20 protein-coding genes are annotated in these 19,327 nt (G+C 32.3%); all 20 read right to left on the reverse strand.

The genetic code is table 11. The annotated features are described in order from the left end of the window. Positions 1-17: 17 nt before the first annotated feature. Positions 18-959: a glycosyltransferase family 2 protein gene (locus tag ABD745_RS08495; RefSeq protein ID WP_344828066.1), complete on the reverse strand. Its 942-nt coding sequence runs from the start codon at positions 957-959 to the stop codon at positions 18-20. Then, a complete protein-coding gene (locus ABD745_RS08500; RefSeq protein ID WP_344828068.1) occupies positions 960-1,895 on the reverse strand; it encodes a glycosyltransferase family 2 protein in 936 nt (311 codons plus the stop codon). It abuts the gene before it with no gap. Then, complete coding sequence (asnB, locus tag ABD745_RS08505; RefSeq protein WP_344828071.1) at positions 1,895-3,691, reverse strand: asparagine synthase (glutamine-hydrolyzing); 1,797 nt, start codon at positions 3,689-3,691, stop codon at positions 1,895-1,897. Before asnB ends, ABD745_RS08500 begins: the two co-directional genes overlap by 1 nt. Before the next feature lie 47 nt (positions 3,692-3,738). Beyond that, complete coding sequence (locus ABD745_RS08510) at positions 3,739-4,662, reverse strand: glycosyltransferase family 2 protein (RefSeq protein WP_344828074.1); 924 nt, start codon at positions 4,660-4,662, stop codon at positions 3,739-3,741. A gap of 2 nt (positions 4,663-4,664) precedes the next feature. Continuing rightward, a complete protein-coding gene (locus tag ABD745_RS08515) occupies positions 4,665-5,588 on the reverse strand; it encodes a glycosyltransferase family 2 protein (protein ID WP_344828077.1) in 924 nt (307 codons plus the stop codon). A gap of 55 nt (positions 5,589-5,643) precedes the next feature. After that, positions 5,644-6,570 carry a glycosyltransferase family 2 protein gene (locus ABD745_RS08520; protein WP_344828079.1) on the reverse strand — a complete coding sequence of 309 codons (927 nt, stop codon included), beginning with the start codon at positions 6,568-6,570 and terminating at the stop codon, positions 5,644-5,646. 11 nt (positions 6,571-6,581) lie between these two features. After that, the gene (locus ABD745_RS08525) at positions 6,582-7,250 is read right to left on the reverse strand and encodes an NAD-dependent epimerase/dehydratase family protein (protein ID WP_344828082.1); all 669 of its coding nucleotides are present in this window, start codon (positions 7,248-7,250) and stop codon (positions 6,582-6,584) included. A 26-nt stretch (positions 7,251-7,276) separates the two neighbouring features. Beyond that, complete coding sequence (locus ABD745_RS08530) at positions 7,277-8,110, reverse strand: 2OG-Fe(II) oxygenase (RefSeq protein ID WP_344828084.1); 834 nt, start codon at positions 8,108-8,110, stop codon at positions 7,277-7,279. 43 nt (positions 8,111-8,153) lie between these two features. Beyond that, complete coding sequence (locus ABD745_RS08535; RefSeq protein ID WP_344828087.1) at positions 8,154-9,017, reverse strand: glycosyltransferase; 864 nt, start codon at positions 9,015-9,017, stop codon at positions 8,154-8,156. A gap of 1 nt (position 9,018) precedes the next feature. Then, entirely contained in the window at positions 9,019-10,203 is a 1,185-nt protein-coding gene (locus tag ABD745_RS08540; RefSeq protein ID WP_344828090.1) for a glycosyltransferase family 4 protein, read from the reverse strand. Continuing rightward, the gene (locus ABD745_RS08545; RefSeq protein WP_344828093.1) at positions 10,200-10,796 is read right to left on the reverse strand and encodes an acyltransferase; all 597 of its coding nucleotides are present in this window, start codon (positions 10,794-10,796) and stop codon (positions 10,200-10,202) included. Before ABD745_RS08545 ends, ABD745_RS08540 begins: the two co-directional genes overlap by 4 nt. 21 nt (positions 10,797-10,817) lie before the next feature. Next, positions 10,818-11,723, reverse strand: a complete 906-nt coding sequence (locus ABD745_RS08550) for a glycosyltransferase family 2 protein (protein WP_344828095.1) — start codon at positions 11,721-11,723, stop codon at positions 10,818-10,820. Next, positions 11,724-12,353 (reverse strand): acetyltransferase, encoded by a 630-nt coding sequence (locus ABD745_RS08555; protein ID WP_344828098.1) that lies wholly within the window; start codon positions 12,351-12,353, stop codon positions 11,724-11,726. It abuts the gene before it with no gap. 2 nt (positions 12,354-12,355) lie between these two features. Beyond that, positions 12,356-13,438 (reverse strand): DegT/DnrJ/EryC1/StrS family aminotransferase, encoded by a 1,083-nt coding sequence (locus tag ABD745_RS08560; RefSeq protein WP_344828100.1) that lies wholly within the window; start codon positions 13,436-13,438, stop codon positions 12,356-12,358. Between the two features lie 8 nt (positions 13,439-13,446). Continuing rightward, positions 13,447-14,643 (reverse strand): ABC transporter ATP-binding protein, encoded by a 1,197-nt coding sequence (locus ABD745_RS08565; RefSeq protein ID WP_344828103.1) that lies wholly within the window; start codon positions 14,641-14,643, stop codon positions 13,447-13,449. Continuing rightward, entirely contained in the window at positions 14,643-15,485 is an 843-nt protein-coding gene (locus tag ABD745_RS08570) for an ABC transporter permease (RefSeq protein ID WP_344828105.1), read from the reverse strand. The genes ABD745_RS08565 and ABD745_RS08570 overlap by 1 nt, the downstream gene beginning before the upstream one ends. Before the next feature lie 182 nt (positions 15,486-15,667). Then, positions 15,668-16,531, reverse strand: coding sequence for a glucose-1-phosphate thymidylyltransferase RfbA (rfbA, locus tag ABD745_RS08575; protein ID WP_344828108.1), 864 nt, complete (start codon positions 16,529-16,531; stop codon positions 15,668-15,670). Next, positions 16,528-16,917 carry a hypothetical protein gene (locus ABD745_RS08580; protein WP_344828109.1) on the reverse strand — a complete coding sequence of 130 codons (390 nt, stop codon included), beginning with the start codon at positions 16,915-16,917 and terminating at the stop codon, positions 16,528-16,530. Before ABD745_RS08580 ends, rfbA begins: the two co-directional genes overlap by 4 nt. Positions 16,918-16,987: 70 nt before the next feature. Next, positions 16,988-18,067, reverse strand: a complete 1,080-nt coding sequence (rfbB, locus tag ABD745_RS08585) for a dTDP-glucose 4,6-dehydratase (RefSeq protein WP_344828112.1) — start codon at positions 18,065-18,067, stop codon at positions 16,988-16,990. Beyond that, the gene (locus ABD745_RS08590) at positions 18,064-19,326 is read right to left on the reverse strand and encodes a hypothetical protein (RefSeq protein WP_344828115.1); all 1,263 of its coding nucleotides are present in this window, start codon (positions 19,324-19,326) and stop codon (positions 18,064-18,066) included. Before ABD745_RS08590 ends, rfbB begins: the two co-directional genes overlap by 4 nt. Between the last annotated feature and the right edge of the window lies 1 nt (position 19,327).

Raw genomic sequence — 19,327 nt, forward strand, 5'->3', positions numbered from 1 at the left:
ATTGTGTTTAAACGAATTTAAATTATAGTATTTCTGAAATTGATATTGTATAATCCTGATCTTATGCTTTTATAATCGAAAATTAGATATTTCAGGATCATTATCCATTTTTTTGGTTTAGAAGCTTTGGCAATTTCATAGCTGCGAAGCATTCTTTTGATATGGATTTTGATATTTTCGGGCATTGTTTTTTCATTTTTTGCCCATTCATGAACATCGTTCCAAAGAATTGATCTTGATAATATGGGAGTTTTTTTATCGATTCCAATTTTTGTTATCCTGTTTTCTTCATGTACGCCTCTTAAAGCTACGGGTTTATCTATAATGCCGGGATAAAGATCTAAATAGTAAGACAATCGGAAAAGAAATTCGGTATCTTCATGAAGCTTTAACGTTGATTTAAAAAGAGGATTCATTTTTTTTATTAAAGAATCTCTTTTTACCGTTAAAGTATCAATACTAAACATTCCGAAACTTCCCAGCATATATAATTGGCCTGGAAAAACTTCTTTGGGATGGTATTTTTTATTAACAGTAGTCAAAGAATTTCTAAAAACCTTATAATACTGTTCTTTTGCTTTTTCCGAATAAAAATGAACACCTAAAGCTCCGTAAACGCCTTCTGTTTTTGGATCTTTAAACAGTTTCCTTTCTGCATCAAAACGGTTGGAAAGATAATAATCATCAGCATCCAGAAAGGCAATATAATCTCCTGTAGCTTTTTTTATGCCTAAATTTCTTGAAGCTGATGCTCCGTGATTTTCTTTATCGGGATGTTGAAAAAGCTTTATTTTTTCATATTTTTCAGCCAGTTCCTGACATACTTTTAAAGCATTATCCGGCGATTTATCTTCAACTAAAATAACTTCATAAACTTCCTCAAACTGAAGAGCAGATTCTACAGCTTGTATAACATATTTTTCCGCATTATAAACGGGTATGACTACGGAAATTCTCATTTATCTGTAATAATTAAAACGATATTTTGTTTTTAATATTTCCGGGTTTTTAATTCCTTCCAACAAAATATTAATATACTTTGTCAATCCTTTTTTCTGGGAAAGATCAAAAGATTTAAAGCTTAAATATATTCTCTTTTTATATTCGTGAGGCAGGTTATTTGCACTTGCCCAATCATATAAAGATTTCCAGTAAATGTATTGTCTTTGGTTATACTGAGGTGAATACTGAACAATTTTTGTAATCCTGTTATCATCGTGAATTCCTCTGATGGCAACAGCCTGATCAATTATTCCGGACTTTAAATAACAATGATAAGAAAGTTTTATATTAAAATCAGAATCCTGATGCACACGCAGATTTTCATTAAATCTAAGCTGCGTTCTGTCTAATGCAGATTTTCTGATAGTGAGTGCATTTAAATGAAAAAATGTACCGAAAATTTTAGGCGTTAAACTTAATAATCCTCTGAAAACTTCTTCTCCTTCAGCCTGATAATTGACAGTCGTGAGTGGCGAATCCTTAAATTTTGTAAGATATTCCTGCTTTCCTTTTTCGGTTAAATATTCAACACCGATGGCACTGAAAACACCATCTATTTTTGGATCATTAAAAATTTCTTTTTCCGCGTCAAAACGGTTGGGAAGATAATAGTCATCGGCATCTAAAAAAGTAATAAAATTTCCCGTTGCTTTTTCTATTCCCAGATTTCTTGTCGCACCGGCGCCGTGATTTCCTTTGTCGGGATGTTGAAATAATTTTATTTTAAGATTTTCTGCAGCTAATTTTTGACAGATTTCTAAAGAATTATCCGTTGATTTATCTTCAATTAAAATAATTTCTTTTACTTCATCAAAATACACAGCAGATTCTACAGCTTTTTCCAAAAACTGTTCTGCATTATAAACAGGAATGATTACCGAAATATCAATCATTACAGAACATTTTGATTGTTATGGGCCCAAAGAGCCAATTGTAAGAGATTCCAGTGTTTATGGTCTTTATTCAAAAACTTCTGAGTGGCTTTAAAATCAATATATTTAAATATTTTTTGATCAGCGTCTTTTAATAAATCGTTGGAAAGATTAACAAGATTTTCTTCTTCAAACCAACTTTTTATACTCATTCCAAAGCCTTGTTTATGACGTTTTCTGATGGTTTCTGTCCAGTAAGATCCCATCGCTTCACGCAGGATGATTTTATCGTTTTCGTTATTCAATTTTAACTGCTCAGGTAATTGAATGCAAAATTCCGCAAAATCAAGATCCAAAAAAGGAGTTCTTACTTCCAAAGAGTTTGCCATTGCCATTCTGTCGGATTTTACCATCATATTTCCCGGAACATAGCCTTCTAAATCAACTCTCATAATATCATTTAGTGAATCAGGATTAGGATTGAAGCTGTAAGGCTGAGAATAGGTTGAAGTAATTCCCAAGGTATCTTTTTCTTCTTTATTAAATGAATTTCTTACATGATTTTGATGGAAATCCAGAATATTTTCATATTGTAAATTTTTTTGTGAAATGAAAGAAATAGGTTTTAATTTTTGATATAAATTAAGACCAAATTTAGCAATGATATTTTTATAGCTGAAATGTTTTCTTAGTTGATTTTCAACACGATAAAAATTGTATCCACCGAATAATTCATCACCGACATCTCCTGATAAAACGACGGTAAGATTTTTTCTGGCATTTCTGCAAATCTCAAAATGCGGAATGAAAGAAATATCAGCAAACGGCTCATCAAAAAAAGGAGAAATTTTTAAAAGTGAAGTTGCCAGATCCTGTTTCTTTTCATGAACTTCAATATGATTGGTATTATATTTTTCGGCGATTTCTTTGGCGTATTTTAACTCACTGTTTTCGTGATCATACCCAAAACTGATTGTAGTCTGTTTAGGTAAAAATTCAGCAACAAGGGCTACAATTGATGAAGAATCGAGACCACCACTTAAAAAACTTCCTACTTCCACATCTGCAATAAGCTGTTTTTGAACGGCTTTTTTTAAAAGATAAGTGAATTCTTCTTTTGCATCAGATAAGCTTAAAACCCGGTCTTTTGCAGGCAGGCTGTAATATCTTGAAACAGAAAATTTGCCGTCTTTCCAGATCAGTTGGTGAGCCGGAGGTAATGTATGTATATTTTCGTAAATGCTATGGTAAGTATTTACATAACCATACTGTAAATAATGTGAAAGTGCTTCCTGATTCACTTTTGGCTGAATCAGTCCTGAAGCCAGAATTGCCTTTATTTCAGATGCGAAAATGAATTCGTTATTTTTTCCGATGGCGTAGAAGAAAGGTTTTTCACCAAAACGGTCTCTTGCACAGAATAATTCCTGTTTTCCGTTGTCCCAGATTGCAAATGCAAACATTCCGGGAAGATCATGGATAAGATTTTCCTGTTTTCTCTGGTACATGGCAAGAATAACTTCGGTGTCAGAGCTTCCACGGTAAGGATATTCAGGATATTGTGCTTTTATATTTTGATAGCCATAAATTTCACCATTCAGAACGATACATTCATTCTTTGTGCTGGAAAGCATCGGTTGTTTTCCATTTTCAGAAAGATCTATAATGGAAAGTCTGCGGTGACCTAAAGCTGCATTTTCATAAAATTCAACATCAGAAGAATCAGGACCGCGATGCGCAATGGCATCAGTCATTTTTTTTAGTTCTTCATGATAATTTCGGGCATTATTAGCAATTATTCCGGCTATTCCACACATAAAATTTTATTTTTCATCATTAATTTTCAAATTTTGGATATGCTAATTTACGACAGATTAAGAAAAGTATTTCCTATCTGAGATACCTGATTTCTGTAATTTATTAACATTTTTTCTTCTTTCGAGATTTTCCTGTACTTTTGAGAGAGTTTTTTGTAATTCTCTATTTTACCAGTTACAAGATTTTTAATCATACTTTGCCTGAATGATTTTTTTTCTGTCTGAAGAGCATTTATTATGTTGGGGTTCATAATATTTGTTTCTACCCGGAGATCAGGATATTTATTTAAATCAATTTTTCGTAATAACTGTACCCCATCATGAACGGCTTTACTGCCGGGAACCAGCAATACTTTCTTTTTATGGAAATGAATACGGTTTACATATTCATCATCTTCGCCATAATGAAAGAAGTAAGGATTAAAACCACCTATCGTTTCAATTGTTTTTTTCGGTAAAAGCCAATGGGCGGCATTGATGAATTTTACTTCGTAATAAGGCTTCAGAGTCTGAAAATATAAGTCAGAAATCATCCTTGTTTTTTCATAATTGTTAGCAATATACTGGTCTAAAAAAATATCAAGATATTTCTCTGATCCATCAACATGCATGGGAGTGATAATTCCTATTTCTTCTTTATTGGGGTGATGATTATATATTTCCAGCATTTTTTCTATGCTATCCTGATACAGCCATGCATCCTGATTCATCAGATAAAAAAAATCGGCTCCGTCTTTATATGCTTTTTCAATTCCTATATTATTGGCTTTTCCAAAACCCAGATTAGTCTCAGATTGGGTAAAATCTATTTCAGGGAAATGATTTTTAATATATTGCTGGGTTCCATCGGAAGATCCGTTATCGATCACAAAACATTTTACGGGAATGGATGAATGTCTTAAGCTTTTAAAACATCTTTCTGCCCATTTCATGGCGTTATAAGTGATAATAATAATATGAACCTTAGCCATGTTTACCTTTTTATTGTATACTTTAGAATTTTTAAGATTTGTATCAAAAATATTTTAAAATTCCCGGATAGGAAAAATCTTTCAAATATAGCAGAGTAAAGATTAGAGTTTATTATCGGAGTGTTAAATTCTTTCCTGTAATAATATTGTAATATAAGCTGATCCAGATCTTTAATGATTTGTCTGTCTGCCCGGCTGTCATTATTCTGTCTCTTGATATTCTTAAAAATATTAATGGAAGTTCTGTGCTTTTTTTCAATTTCAAGAGAACTGAAAACACCTCCGTCATGAAGGCGGTATACTCCGATAATTTTATTAAAAGATCTGCCTTTTCCGAATTCCAGAAGATGATAAAAATAATAAAGATCTCTGTAATCAGGATAAATGTTTATCCATTTAAGATCCATAAATTTTTTTCTGATCATGTAAGTGAAAGTCTGCGTAGGGCGGCTTATGAAAAAACTGTCTTGGGTGTAGTCCAAAAATTCTTTATCAGCAAATATATGATCTTTACCATCGCTGGTCAACTTATTTTCATTTTGGATGAATAATTGATTCCTCGCGGTAACCATCACAAAATCTGTATTCCTGTCAAGAAAATCCGATTGAAACTGAAGTTTATTATTATCTGTCCAGTAATCATCACCTTCACAATAAGCCAAATATTCTCCTTTTGCCAGACCAAATGCAAATCTTTGGTTTTCTACAAATCCGATATTTTTCTTGTGCTTAAAATATTTTATAATGTCAGGGTATTTTTCAGCAAATTCAGCAATAACCGGATCGGTATTGTCCGGAGAATTATCATTGCAGATAATGAGCTCAACTGGAAAATCTGTTTTTTGGGAGAGAACGCCTTCTATAGCTTGCCTGAGATATGGAGCATGGTTATAGGTAAGCATTATAACGGATACTTTTGGATTCATTGGAGGGGTTAAAATTCTTTTTCGATCTACTGCAGTAGATTACTAAGTTACAATATTATTTATTTATGTTGAGAAAAGAAGCCCCTTTATTTTTCAGAATTGCTCTTGAGTTCATAATTTCATCACATTTTGAGCTTTGATAATTATATTCCTTCCATGTCTCGGAAGCGTCTGAAAATCTAAGAGCCAGAGTCTGTTTTATGATTTTCGGAATAAATTCTTTATTTAAAATTGTTTTATTGAAATCATAAGCCGGATTTAAGTAACGCTGCTCTCTTTGAACCCTCAAGGCATTAATATGATTGGTTTTATTAAAATCCTGTCTACCGTCGTGCACGACGATACTTCCCGGACAAACTATTATCTTCTTTTTGAAAAATAAGATACGTTGTACATATTCATAATCTTCAGAATAATGGAAAAAATAAGGGTTAAAACCGCCGACTTCCTCTATCGTCTTTCTGGGTAAAAACCAATGGGCAGCATTCACAAAATCGATTTCATAGCTGTCTTTCAGGCTGTTGTTAAAAGCATCAGAGAAAATTCTGTTGATATGGGTGTTTCTGGCAAGATATCTTTCAAAAAAAATATCCATTCTTTTTTCTGTTCCGTCCAGATGCATAGGGCTTAATATTCCAATCTCGTTTTTGATATCCGAGCTGTTATATATGGCTAATAATTTTTCAAGACTATTTTCATAAATCCATGCATCCTGATTCATCAGGTAAAAGAAATCTGCGCCTTGTTTGTAAGCTTTCTCTATTCCGATATTGTTGGCTTTTCCAAAACCTAAATTCTGTTCGGATTGAATAAAATCTACTTCCGGAAAATTAGCTTTGATATATTCCTGAGTACCATCTGTAGAACAATTATCGATAACAATACACTGAACCGGAACAGAAGACCGCTTTAAACTTGTAAAGCATCTTTCTGCCCATCTCATGGCATTATAGGTAACGATAATAAAATAAATCTTTGGCATTTGTGTTTTATTTAGATATACTTTTCGGCTAAAATTTTTAAATATTCGTTGGGTTCAATCCCGGTGAAAAATTCGGTTGTAATGTCATTAAAATTGACTTTATAAAAATCTCCTTCATCCGATTCTGTATAATTTGCATTTTTTTGAATCTGATCTTGAATTGCACCTATAATTTCCTTTAAATCATAGTAAAAAGGATAAGCGAAATTAATCGTTTCATTTTTTATATTGAGACAATCTGTACTTAGAAATTTTGGAATATCGTCTATATCCAACAATAATCTCCTGGCTTTGCTATGTACTTTAAATTCGCTGCTGTTGGTAATTTGATTTTTAAGAAAGTTAAACAATGTATTTGGATTTCCACCCTTTCCTACAATATTTCCTATTCTTAAAATGAGATAATTGCGGCAATTATTTTTTATATAATCTTCAATTTCCAGTTTATGCAGAACGTAATGACTATCCTGTTTCGACTGGTCATTTACGCTTAATGTTGAAAAGTAAACTAATTTACTTTTATTATTGGTTTTAATGCTGTTTTTTAAAAGTGAAAATTCTCTTTCAAATTCTGAGCTTCTTGTTTCGAGGGAATTTGAGACTCCAGATGCAAAGAATAAATGATCTTCCGAATCTATATTTTTTAATGAGTTTGCAATAAGCCCACTTCCTATAATCATATTCTTAAGTTTATTAATAAAAATTTTTAATTTCCAAAAATTTTGTAGTAAACTCTTCTTATTAATGAAGGCTTTTTATACTCTTGTTTTTTTCTTTTTTTATTTTCATCCCAAGCAGTTGTATCTTGGTCAGAGTCTTTTCTTTGTACAAAAAGTGTATTGTGACTTTCTTTAAAAGCAATTGCTTCAGATTCTGGTCTTCCGTTTGAATAATAATATAATGCTAAAGATTTTCTGCTTCTGTCTTCAGGGCAATTCAATGGGTCAGGATGACCGTGATATGAATTTGACGTTGTTGAAAACATTGCTAGTGTGTTAAAGGTTGGAGCTATTTTAGTTTCGCATTTCGTTAAATCGTCATTCCATAATTCAAAATGGCCACCGTATTCTTCTTTCCAATCTTTATTTAAATAAACTAAAATATTAACTCTTCTGTCTAAGCCATTGATAGGATTTTTATTAAAGTCTGCATGAACTTTTAAAAGCCCTCCTTTTTTTATTTCATGAAGTCCTCCCCCTGAAAAATATGGATCGCCATAGAGTACTTCTTCAATGCCGGTAAGTTTATTTACAAAATTCAGAAAAGGTTCTGAATTTAAGAAATACATTAATTCTCTGGTTTTTGGACCAAAGGATTTTTCACCTTTACCAGCGAATTTTTTTTGAAGAGGATCATTAAAATTAATTGCATCCTGTGTAGATAGATCCGGGAATTCTTTCAGAACTTCATCTAAAAATTCAGGATTGAAAAAATTGTCAAATGAGATGCTTGGAAAGGGAGCCGCATTTTTATAGTTTGAAGAATTATCTTCAGCAAATTTTAATAAGTCTTGATTGTGGGTGTTTAGAAATTGTTTCATTATAATGTTTTTACTATTAAGATTAAAGTGTTGATTAATTATTTTATGACTCGATTTTTTTATTTATATCAAAAGAATATCTTAAATAATTAAAATATTTTTTTAAAATTACGGAATGTCCATTTATATTAAGGAATTTATAAGGATAAAATTTCAATGTAAATAAAATGTTTTTGGTGTTTATCGGGTAATATTGGAAATATCTGTTTAAAAAACTTAAAAAAGCTTTTTTTTCTGTCTCTGAATTTTTTTTGTGAAATGAGGCTCCTAATTTTTCTCGGATAATAATATTAGTATCAAACCAGATCTTATCTAGCTTTCCCATAGAAAAATGCTCAATTAATATGTCGTCAACGGTATAATTCTGTAGTGTTTTTGATACTCTTAAACTAATATCTAAGTCGTAGCCATGAAAACCTTTTAGTTCTTCATTAAATTTATAAGTTAAATAATTTTCTTTTTTTAAAGCCAAAAAAACTCCATCCACTCCATACACTTCATTCATGTTATTCTGCATTGTATTTGTATGCCTTGGATTAGGGTTTTCTTTGGTGCTTTCAAGAATATTGGTTTGTTGATATTCTTCTGATACAGTCCAACTCGAAGGAGCAGTAGGCACGTATGAAGAACCGGAAACTCCTATAATTCCAACATGTGGTTTTTCAAGATGTGAAATCAATTTTCCTCCCCAATTTTGAGTTTTAAAAATAAGATCTTCATGAATGAACAGAATATTTTCATATTCTGCTTTAGCCGCACCTAGATTATACGCCTTGGTGATACTCATAAGTGCTGGATTCCAGATTTGTATTATTTCATATTGACACGAACCGATAGTCTCATCAATGTTTTTGACAAGCTGATTGTAATAATGTTCCTGGTATGATGAAATTACTATTGAAATCATGTTATATTAATTCATCAATTAGATTAAAAATCTGTGAAGTAAGTTTGTCTTCAGAATATTCTTCTTCCAGTCTGTGCTGAATTTTTGAGCCGTAATTTTCTCTTAGATTTTTATCCTGAAGAAGTTTTACAATTTCATCTGCCATTGTATCAAGATCAAGATATGGTGCGAGAACTCCATGGCCGTTTTCTAAAAATTCTACAGCACCACCACTTTTTTCGAAGGCAACAATAGGTTTCTGAAGCTTTGCTGCGGTAAGCATTACCAATGGAAAAGGATCTTCTCTTGATAAAAGCAGGAAAATATCAAAAGTATTAATATAATCGTTAGGTGTTTTATTATGATCAACATATATTATTTTTTCTTCAACACCCAGTTTCTCGGCATCGATTTTAGAACACTTCACTGGACCGATTTTTGATGAACCCCCAAGATTGATGAACTTGAAATTTATGTCTGTTTTATCTGCAATTTTCTTTACTAGAAGAGGTACGAGATCGGTTCCCTTTCTTAATTCCTGGGAACTTGCAATACCAAGAATGATATCGGATTCAGGAATATTTAATTCCTTTTTTATTTGCTCTTTATCTTTTTGAATTTCTAATTTTTCATCCACAAAAGAGTGAATTGCTTTTACTTTTTTAGGATCTGCATTGTATCTGTTGATGAGGTTGTCTGCCACAGCATTTGAACCCGCAATAATCATAGAAACATTCGAGATGTTCTCTAAAATAAAATCTTTTGAATAAGCACTTTCAATACCAAAAGTAAGCTCATGAATGGCTACGATGGTAGGAATGTTTTTCTTATAAAACGGAATTGTCCATACCAAAGTTTCTGCTGTATTGGCATAAACAAGATCATAATTGTTTTGAAGAAGTTTTCCTGTTATTTTTTCAATCTGTTTTTCTTTGGTTTCCTCTTTTGGAAAGAAGGCATTCTGAAATTTTTTGAAATTTCTGTTTACAAAAGATAAGGACTGGTTGAAGTAATTAGCAACAAGAATTTTATTATCAGAAAGCTTTGCAAAATCTTCATACAATTGTCCGGGTCTTAATAAAAGAACATCTACGCTATAATTTTTTCTTTGCTGTCTAAGTTTTTTCAATAAACTTAAGACAAGAATCGGAGCACCTGATAAAGATGCTTCATGGGAAATTAATAATATTTTTTTTGTTTCACTCATTTTTGTAAAGATTCAGATATTAAATTTTGACTGTTTTTTATAATAGTGTTTGCAGGAACGGATTTGTGAATAACACATCCTGCTCCAATTATGCAGTTGTCACCAATTTCTACTCCTTTCAGAATGACCGTATTACTGCCAATCCAGCAATTGTTTCCGATAATGACAGGAGCTGTTTTGTAATTATTTTTATAGACGGAAAAATCGGGATCAAATCCGTATTTATGATTGTGGTCATATATTTTTACACCTTCTCCGAAAATAGAATCATCTCCAATTGTTATGTTATCGAGACAATTAATGGATGAATAATTGTTAAAAAAAACTCCTTTTCCAATGTTGAGAATAGCACCTGGAAGTACTGAAATACTGCAGTAATCTCTTACAAAAAACGTTTCACCAATAGTAATATTTCCAAATTCGCCTTCGTGTCCTTTAAATATATTAACATCTTGAGGAGCAAAAGTATGATGGATATTAATGTTTGGTTTTGAAGTGAATCGCCACCATCTTTTTTTCTTCTCCAGCTCTTCAAAATCAGTAACGATATTGAAGATTTTTTTATGAAGATAATTTTTTATTTTTTGGAACATTTGGAACAGGTTTATATTTTTTTAATTCTGCAATTTTTTTAGGAGTTTTATTTTTAGCATTTTTAAAAGATAGCTAAAAGATGTTATACTTTCAAGATAGTGATAATCTTTAATTTTTATCTCTAACGACCTTCTTTCGTCGAAAGGATTCGAAAGTGCTTTTTGAAAATTAGTATACTGCAGTTTCAGATTATCAAAAACTTCTTTATTACTTTTAAAATGTTGTAATAAAAATCTCAGAGAAAACATTGTATTTACAATCTGATCTACTGTGTTCTGCGTGCTCCACATACCACTTCCCACTCTATAAACTGCCATTTCGTCTGGGAAATATTTTATGAGACCATACGAGGCGTTTAACAAATGCAACGGATAATCTCCGATAGGAGAGTATTGTAACCAATTCGGCATTGTTTCCATGTTTTTTTTGAAAACCACTGAAACTGTTATGATAAAATTTTCTTTTGAAAGATCACTGATGGTATACGTTTTTTCTTCATCAGGATTAGTATAAGTAAACTTTTCTTCTCTGGTCGTAAGTTCTTTTATTTTGTGAAATGTAAGGCTGTAATCGGGATTTTTTTCTAAAAATTCAATCTGTTTTTTTAATTTCAAAGGATCAATCCAATAATCATCTCCTTCGCACAAAGCAATAAATTTACCTTTTGCCTGAGAAATTGCCCATACAAAATTTGGGATTGCTCCTTTGTTTTCAGTATGCTTTATATATTTTATCCAATGTCCGTTAGGATGATTTTCTATTATTCTTTTTACAACAGCTTCAGTATTGTCCGGAGAGCAGTCATCGGAAATAATAAGTTCAATTTCAGCATCAAGAACCTGAGCGAGAACTCCATTAATACTTTCTTCGATATAATCTTCATGACCATATGTGATCATTACAACACTTACTAGGGGATTCATCATTTAGTTTTGCTTTATAATTTTTGAAGGAACTCCTACAGCGGTACAATTGTCAGGCAGGTCTTTTGTAACAACAGTTCCTGCTCCTATAATTACGTTGTTTCCGATTTTTATATCGGGAAGGATAATTGTTCCCGCTCCAAGCTGACAGAAATTTCCTATTGTTGCTCTTCCCAATATTTTTACATCCGGCGATATTTCTACAAAATCCCCGATTTTCACATCATGGGTTATGATTGAATTGTAATATATGATAGGGGCATAGCCAATGGTGACATCGTTGGAGATTTTTGCTCCGTCTAAAATATTAGCGCCATCGCCTATTGTTATTCCGTAAGATCCAATATCTGCCTTAATGCTAATTGTAGAAGCAAGTTCACCTCCGATATTCGTAAATTTGTCTGCCAGTTTTTTTCTTAATTTCGGATTTCCGATTCCTAAGGTAAATTTCCGATCTACAGTTTTGAAATAATCTGCTGCTGCTGCTACATTTTGCAGAACAGGGAATTTTTCATACAGAATATTGGTATCTCCACTTATGTCGTCATAAAAAACGAGGTTTTGTAATTCGTTTTTCTGATGGCAAATTTCAAGTATCTCTTTTGCGAAGCCTTTAGCACCTACAATCAACATAATTAATTATTTTGAATTCTAAGCATAAGACGGGCAATAAGCTCAACCTCTTCAAATGTAAGATCATAATAAAACGGAAGACACAGGACTCTTTTGGCAATATCTTCAGTAATAGGCATTTCAATTTTAGGTAAATAGGGCAATGCAGATGCAAGACTTGGATAAAAATATCTTCTTGTAAAAATCTCCTGTTTATCCATTTCTTTTTTTAATTTGAGTAAAAGTTCTTCACTTTCTAAAACAACAGGATAATAAGAATGATTATTATTAGATTTAGAATGCCATAGAGGTTTTACTGCATGCAGGTTTTTAAGTTTCTGATCATAAAGTTCGGCAAGAGCTTTTCTTTTTTCGTGTATTTTAGAAATATATTTCAGATTAACAAGTCCCATTGCAGCATGAAATTCGGAATTTTTACCATTGAGCCCTAATTCCGAAAATGAATCGAACCCCGAAATGCCAAAATTTCTTATAAATGCCAATTTTTTAAGCAGTTCAGGATCTTTTGTTATCACTAAACCTCCTTCAATCGTGTGATAAAGTTTGGTTGCATGGAGAGAGCAAGTAGAAATATCACCATATTCAAAAATAGACTTTCCGTTAACTTCTACTCCAAATGCGTGAGCAGCATCATAAATTACCTTAAGGTTATGTTTTTTAGCAATAGCTTCTATTGTGACTACATCACATGGATTTCCGTAAACATGGGTCGCAAGAATTGCGCTGGTTTTTTCTGTTATTGCTTCTTCAATTTTTTTAGGATCTATACATAAAGTTTTCTCATCAATATCTACGAAAACCGGAGTACAACCTTCCCACACAATAGAACTTGTAGTTGCTATAAAAGAAAATGGTGTAGTAATTACTTCTCCTGAAATTTCTAATGCTTTTATTGCCATTTGAATGGCAACAGTTCCGTTGGTAACGAAAAGTAAATGCTGGAGTTTAAGATGGTCTTTAAGTTCCATTTCAAGCTGACTGGCTAAAGGTCCCATATTGGTAAGCCAGTTTCTTTTCCAGATGCCGTCTAAATATTTTTCATATTCTTCCTGAGGCGGAAGAAAGGGTTGTGTTACGGGAATCATAATAAATTTTAATGTAAAGTTATGATATTTTCGCTATCGAGCTCAAATGGTATCCATTGTTCTTTTTCTCCGCTTACTGTGAACTCAATCATGTTATTAATTCTAAGATATGGTGATTCTGTAGCGGGTTCATACAATCCTACATCCAGGATATATTTTCCTAATGTAAAAAGTGGATTTTTAACAGTTGTTTTGTAAATAATTTTTGTGCCCTGCTTTACATCTTCTTTATATTCTTTAACGGAAATTCCTGCAATTGGCTTCTGTTCCTTATCCTTGAATTCAAGATATAGCACAGGCAATGTATCAACAGGTTTATTGATTTTGAATTCAAAAGTGAGATTAAAATCCTGATGACGGTGTATTTCGTTATTCAAAAGATCTGTTTGTGCAGAAATCAATTCAAAAGTGCTGTTATCATATACTTTATTTTGGCTGTTGTTTGAAAATTTATTGTAATAAAGCTGTATTCCTTTTCCTATTTCTTTTCCCTGATATTCAACTTTACCATGATCCATTAAGATGATTTCATTACATATTCTTGATACCATCGGCATACTGTGAGAAACAAAGATAACAGCAGTATGGGGAAGTAATTCATCAATTTTACTAAAGCATTTCAAAACAAACCCCAAATCTCCAACAGCTAATACTTCATCAATAATCAATACATCAGGTTCGAGATGAGCTGCAACAGCGAATCCCAAACGTACCTTCATACCGGAAGAATAATTTTGGACTGGTGTATCTATAAAATCTTTTATTTCGGAAAAATCGATTATCGATTCTATTTTCTCTTCAACTTCTTTTTTTGTAAATCCCAAAATGGAAGCATTATTATAGATATTTTCCCGACCTGTAAGTATTGGATTAAAACCTGCGCCCAGTTCTATCAAGGCTCCAATTTTTCCTTTCATTACAATCTGTCCTTTATCGGGAGCATATAATCCGTTCAGAACTTTTAGAAGGGTAGATTTTCCGGCTCCATTATGACCGATCAGACCGATACATTCTCCTCTTCTCAGTTCGAAACTAACATCATTCACAGCCCAAAATTCCTGAGGGCGTAGGTCTTTATTTATTGTTAAACCCAGCGTACTGCGGACAATATCTGAAGCTCCATATTTCAGTGAGCTTTTCAGACTTTTACTGAATTTTTTAGAGACATTCTGTACCGATACTAATACTTCTTTATCTTTTTTCATTACCCTGCAATTTTTTCAATAACTATCGGCATCGATTTTCTGAAAATAACCAAACCGATTAATAAAACAATAAAACTGATCACTGTTAAAATGATTGTAAATAACAAAGAATTTGTTTCTACTCCTACCAGTGTATTTCGCATATCATTAATTATATAAGTTAAAGGATTCAGATTAAACAAAAATTTAAAAATACCTACTTTAGGAGCAGCATATACTACAGGCGTAATATACATTAAAAAAGGAATGCCTGTAATTAGTGCTTTACTTATATCGGTATAGATTAATCCTAGGGGAGTCATAATTAGACCTATAGCAAAAGCGAAAATCATTAAAGCTATAATATAAAAAGGAAAAAGTAATAAATTCCACGAAGGTGCCACCTGATAAACTATCAAAATAGCAATAACAGGTATCATTTTTATGGCTAAATTGAAAAGGACAGTGTACAATCCTTTCATTAATAATGCTTCTTTAGGAAAATTGATTTTAGAAATAATCGCTCTTCCGGAATTTACTGCTGTTATTGGACTTTGAACAGCTTCAGCGAAGATATTCCAAATTGTGGTACCTAAAATAACAAAAACGGGATAAGGTATTCCTCCCGGTATATTCACATTTACTACCCCGGATCCATTTAAAAATAACCAGATTAAGGAATTAATAATTACAGGAGCTAATATCCAAAAGAAACCTAATAAAGACTGTCTATGTTGAGACTGTATATCTCTTTTAGTCATTTGATAGGCCAAAAAATTAGAGGATTTAATATCTCGGCAAATTGATTTAAGCTCTTGGAAAAAATGTGTTTTTTTATCAGATGTGTATACTACTGTTTTCAAGGTAGATTTTTTTTTCAAATTTATAAATATTAATTGATTCCTAACTTCATGTATTGTGAAATATTATTTACATGAAATAGGAAATTAGCAACTAATGTATTAATTGTATTAATATTTGTTATTACGATCAAAAAACTATTGACCATACAGCCAATAGTTTTCGAATTTATTAATGAGGGTATTTATTTGTTGACTAGCTGCTTCAGATATTCTCCATAACCACTCTTTCCATATTTAATAGCGGTTTCCAGTAGTTTTTCTTCATTAATGAATTTATTTCGGAAGGCAATTTCTTCAATACATCCGATTTTGAAGCCCTGTCTTTTTTCAATTACTCTTACAAATTCTGAGGCGTCGTTCAGGGAATCAAATGTTCCTGTGTCCAGCCAGGCTGTACCTCTGTCGAGAACGCCTACTTCCAGTTTTCCTTTTTGAAGATAAACATTGTTGACATCAGTGATTTCCAGTTCGCCTCTCGGGGAAGGTTGAATGTTTTTTGCAATTTCCACAACTTCATTATCGTAGAAATATAATCCGGGAACAGCATAATTTGACTTGGGTGTTAAAGGTTTCTCTTCAATAGAGACAGCCTTGAAATCATCATCAAATTCTACAACTCCGTATCTTTCAGGATCTGAAACGTGATAGGCAAAAACTACACCTCCTTCTGGGTTTGTCTTGTTTTTAAGCAAAGTTCCCATTTCGGAACCATAGAAAATATTATCACCTAAAACCAATGCCGCAGAATCGTCTCCAATGAATTTATCTCCTAAAATAAATGCCTGAGCTAATCCGTCCGGACTTGGCTGTACCACATATTCAATATTACAGCCGATTTGTGAACCGTCACCTAAAAGTTTAACGAATCCTGCCTGATCATGTGGAGTCGTGATAATTAAAATATCTTTAATCCCTGCCAACAATAATGTTGATAAAGGATAATAGATCATTGGTTTGTCGTAAACAGGCATTAATTGCTTACTTACAGCAATGGTAAGAGGGTAGAGTCTTGTTCCGGAACCTCCGGCTAATATTATTCCTTTCATTTGTTTGCTTTTGTTTTTTCAATTTCTTGATTAAGATAACCTGTGAAGTTTGTAATAATTGCATTATTGTTTATAAACAATCCTCCTGATTTGTCTATCTTTCCGTTTAATGTTTTATAAAATTCTATTAGGGCTTTCAAATTGTCTTCTGAAACAAGTGAAAATGTATTATAAATACTATGTTCCTTAAAGGATTTAAAATCAAACTGATTAAGTATTTGTTCTGCTTGTTCTTTTGTTAAAACTCTGATATTCTCCCCATTTTTATATTTAAACATTTTAGAATACATGTATTCCATTCCAAACTTCTTCAAAGATTCTTCATAATTAGAAACCTTAACAAATTCTTCAATTAATGCTACTTGATTACCTTTAGGCATAGACATAGGTGGAGGATTTTGCGAAAAAGCAATAAGAGGAATTATAAATGTGAAAAAAGTCAGTAAAAGCCTCATATTAATTATATTGTGTTTCGTAATATTTTTGGTAATCTCCGCTGGTTACATTTTCCAGCCATTCTTTATTTTCAAGATACCAGTCGATAGTTTTTGCCAAACCTTCTTCGAAAGTTACAGACGGTTTCCATCCTAGATCTGAATTCAACTTAGTTGCGTCGATTGCGTAACGTTTGTCGTGACCAGGTCTGTCTTTCACATAAGTAATTAATTTTTCTGAATGTCCTGCAGGGTGTCCAAGCTTTTCATCCATTTGTTTGATTAATTCTTTTACCAAATCGATATTCTGCCATTCGTTGAAACCTCCGATATTGTAAGTTTCTCCTGTTTTAGCTTCGTTGAAAATCTGATGAATTCCTTTTGCATGGTCGATTACAAATAACCAGTCTCTTGTATATTTTCCGTCACCGTAAATTGGTAAAGGTTTTTCATTAAGAATATTTGAAATACAAAGAGGAATCAATTTCTCTGGGAAATGATTCGGACCGTAGTTATTTGAACAGTTGGAAACAATGAACGGCATTCCATACGTATTTCCATAAGCTCTCACCAAATGATCAGAAGCTGCTTTTGAAGCCGAATACGGAGATTGTGGATCGTAAGCAGTTGTTTCTAAGAAAAATCCTGTTTCACCTAAGCTTCCGTAAACTTCGTCTGTAGAAACATGGTAAAATAGGTTTGTTCTCTTTTCATCCGGGAATCTTCCGTGAGTATGATCCGGATTTAATGTCCAGAATTCTTTACAAAGATTCAGAAGATTGGCAGTTCCGTTTACATTGGTGTTGATGAACGCAATCGGGTCTGTGATACTTCTGTCAACATGACTTTCTGCAGCTAAATGAACAACTGCGTCAGGATTGTATTTTTCAAAAACCTTTCTAAGCTCTTCAGGCTTTGTGATGTCTGCTTTTTCGAAAACATAATTAGGCTCATTTTCAATGTCCTTTAAGTTTTCAAGATTTCCTGCATAGGTAAGAGCATCAAGATTGATGATTTTTGTGTCGGGATTGTTTTTTACAAATTCTCTTACAACGTGAGAGCCAATAAATCCGGCTCCTCCTGTGATGATTATATTTTTCATTTTGATGTTTTCAAAAATAAATTAAAGGTTAAAGATATTAAAAGTATTATTAATAATAGAAACGGACAGTACCAAACAAAAAAATCGATGTGTTTATGGATGTGCGCATGTTCTTTAAATAAAATAAACCAGCTGAATGGTGCTGCGATCGAAAACCATGTTATTCCAACAAGTCTTCTCTCAATATTTTTTTTATACAATATGAAGGAACATAAAATTCCTGTTACAATAATTATTAAAAACGGAATTTTCACAAAAGTTAGATTTTCATTAATAAATGAATTTCCTGCATATCTTGTAATAATATCCACATGATATTTTTTTAAATTATTTAAATATCCGAACTCTTTTTCATAAAAATAATCGCCGCTTGATCTTCTTACATAAGCATCTTTTAAATGTGCAATTCCGTCTTTAAAGTTTCCTGTTAAAAGCTTAAATTGAAATAACTGAAATAAGATAGCAACGATCAAGGGGATAATGGTGATAAGAAAATGTCTTTTAATGAATTGCAAATAGAAAGAAATTTTATTCTCAAACACATAGTATATATAAGGTATCGAAGAGCAGATTAAAAATACAGTGATGAATTCAAAACCGGTAAACCAGAATTTCACAAAGAATAATAATGAAAATACGATAATGTACCTTTTGAAATTCGTCGTTTCGTACTTTTCAAAAAAGAATAATCCGTAAACAAAAGGCAAAAAATAAACCCAGTTGCACCACCAGGTGCTTTTTCCGTAAAGAAATATCCAGTAGTTAAAAAGAAGTAAAACGAATGATATAACCGCCGTTACGATACCGAATTTTCTTTTAATCCAGACCAAAAATAATGTCAGAATAATACTTAAAGCTAAAGAATTAAACATTCTGAAGATTAAAATATTTGTCTTATTGTCTAACCCGAAAATTTTATCAAATATACTGTACAAAATCGCCTGACCGCCAATTTGAGATTTGTAAGCATCAAAATGTTGTTTTTGAGGGATTTCGTTGTTAATATATTTGGCATAAGACTTCTTTCCGCCGACACCTCTTCCCGAAATTGTTTTTTCGTAATAGTAAGTACCCGTAAAACCGCCGTCGTCAAATATTGATCCGTTCTGGGAATTTAAAAGTTTCCCTATAACCAGAGTTTCCGATTCTTCAAGTTTGCTGTATTCAAACTTTTCTTGAGGAATCAGATGGAACAAATTAAACTGTGTATTGAGGAAAAATGCCACAGCGAAAAGAAGAAAAATAAATTTTTCTTTCATG

The organism is Chryseobacterium ginsenosidimutans (assembly GCF_039536845.1).
GTDB classification, from domain to species: Bacteria; Bacteroidota; Bacteroidia; order Flavobacteriales; family Weeksellaceae; genus Chryseobacterium; species Chryseobacterium ginsenosidimutans_B.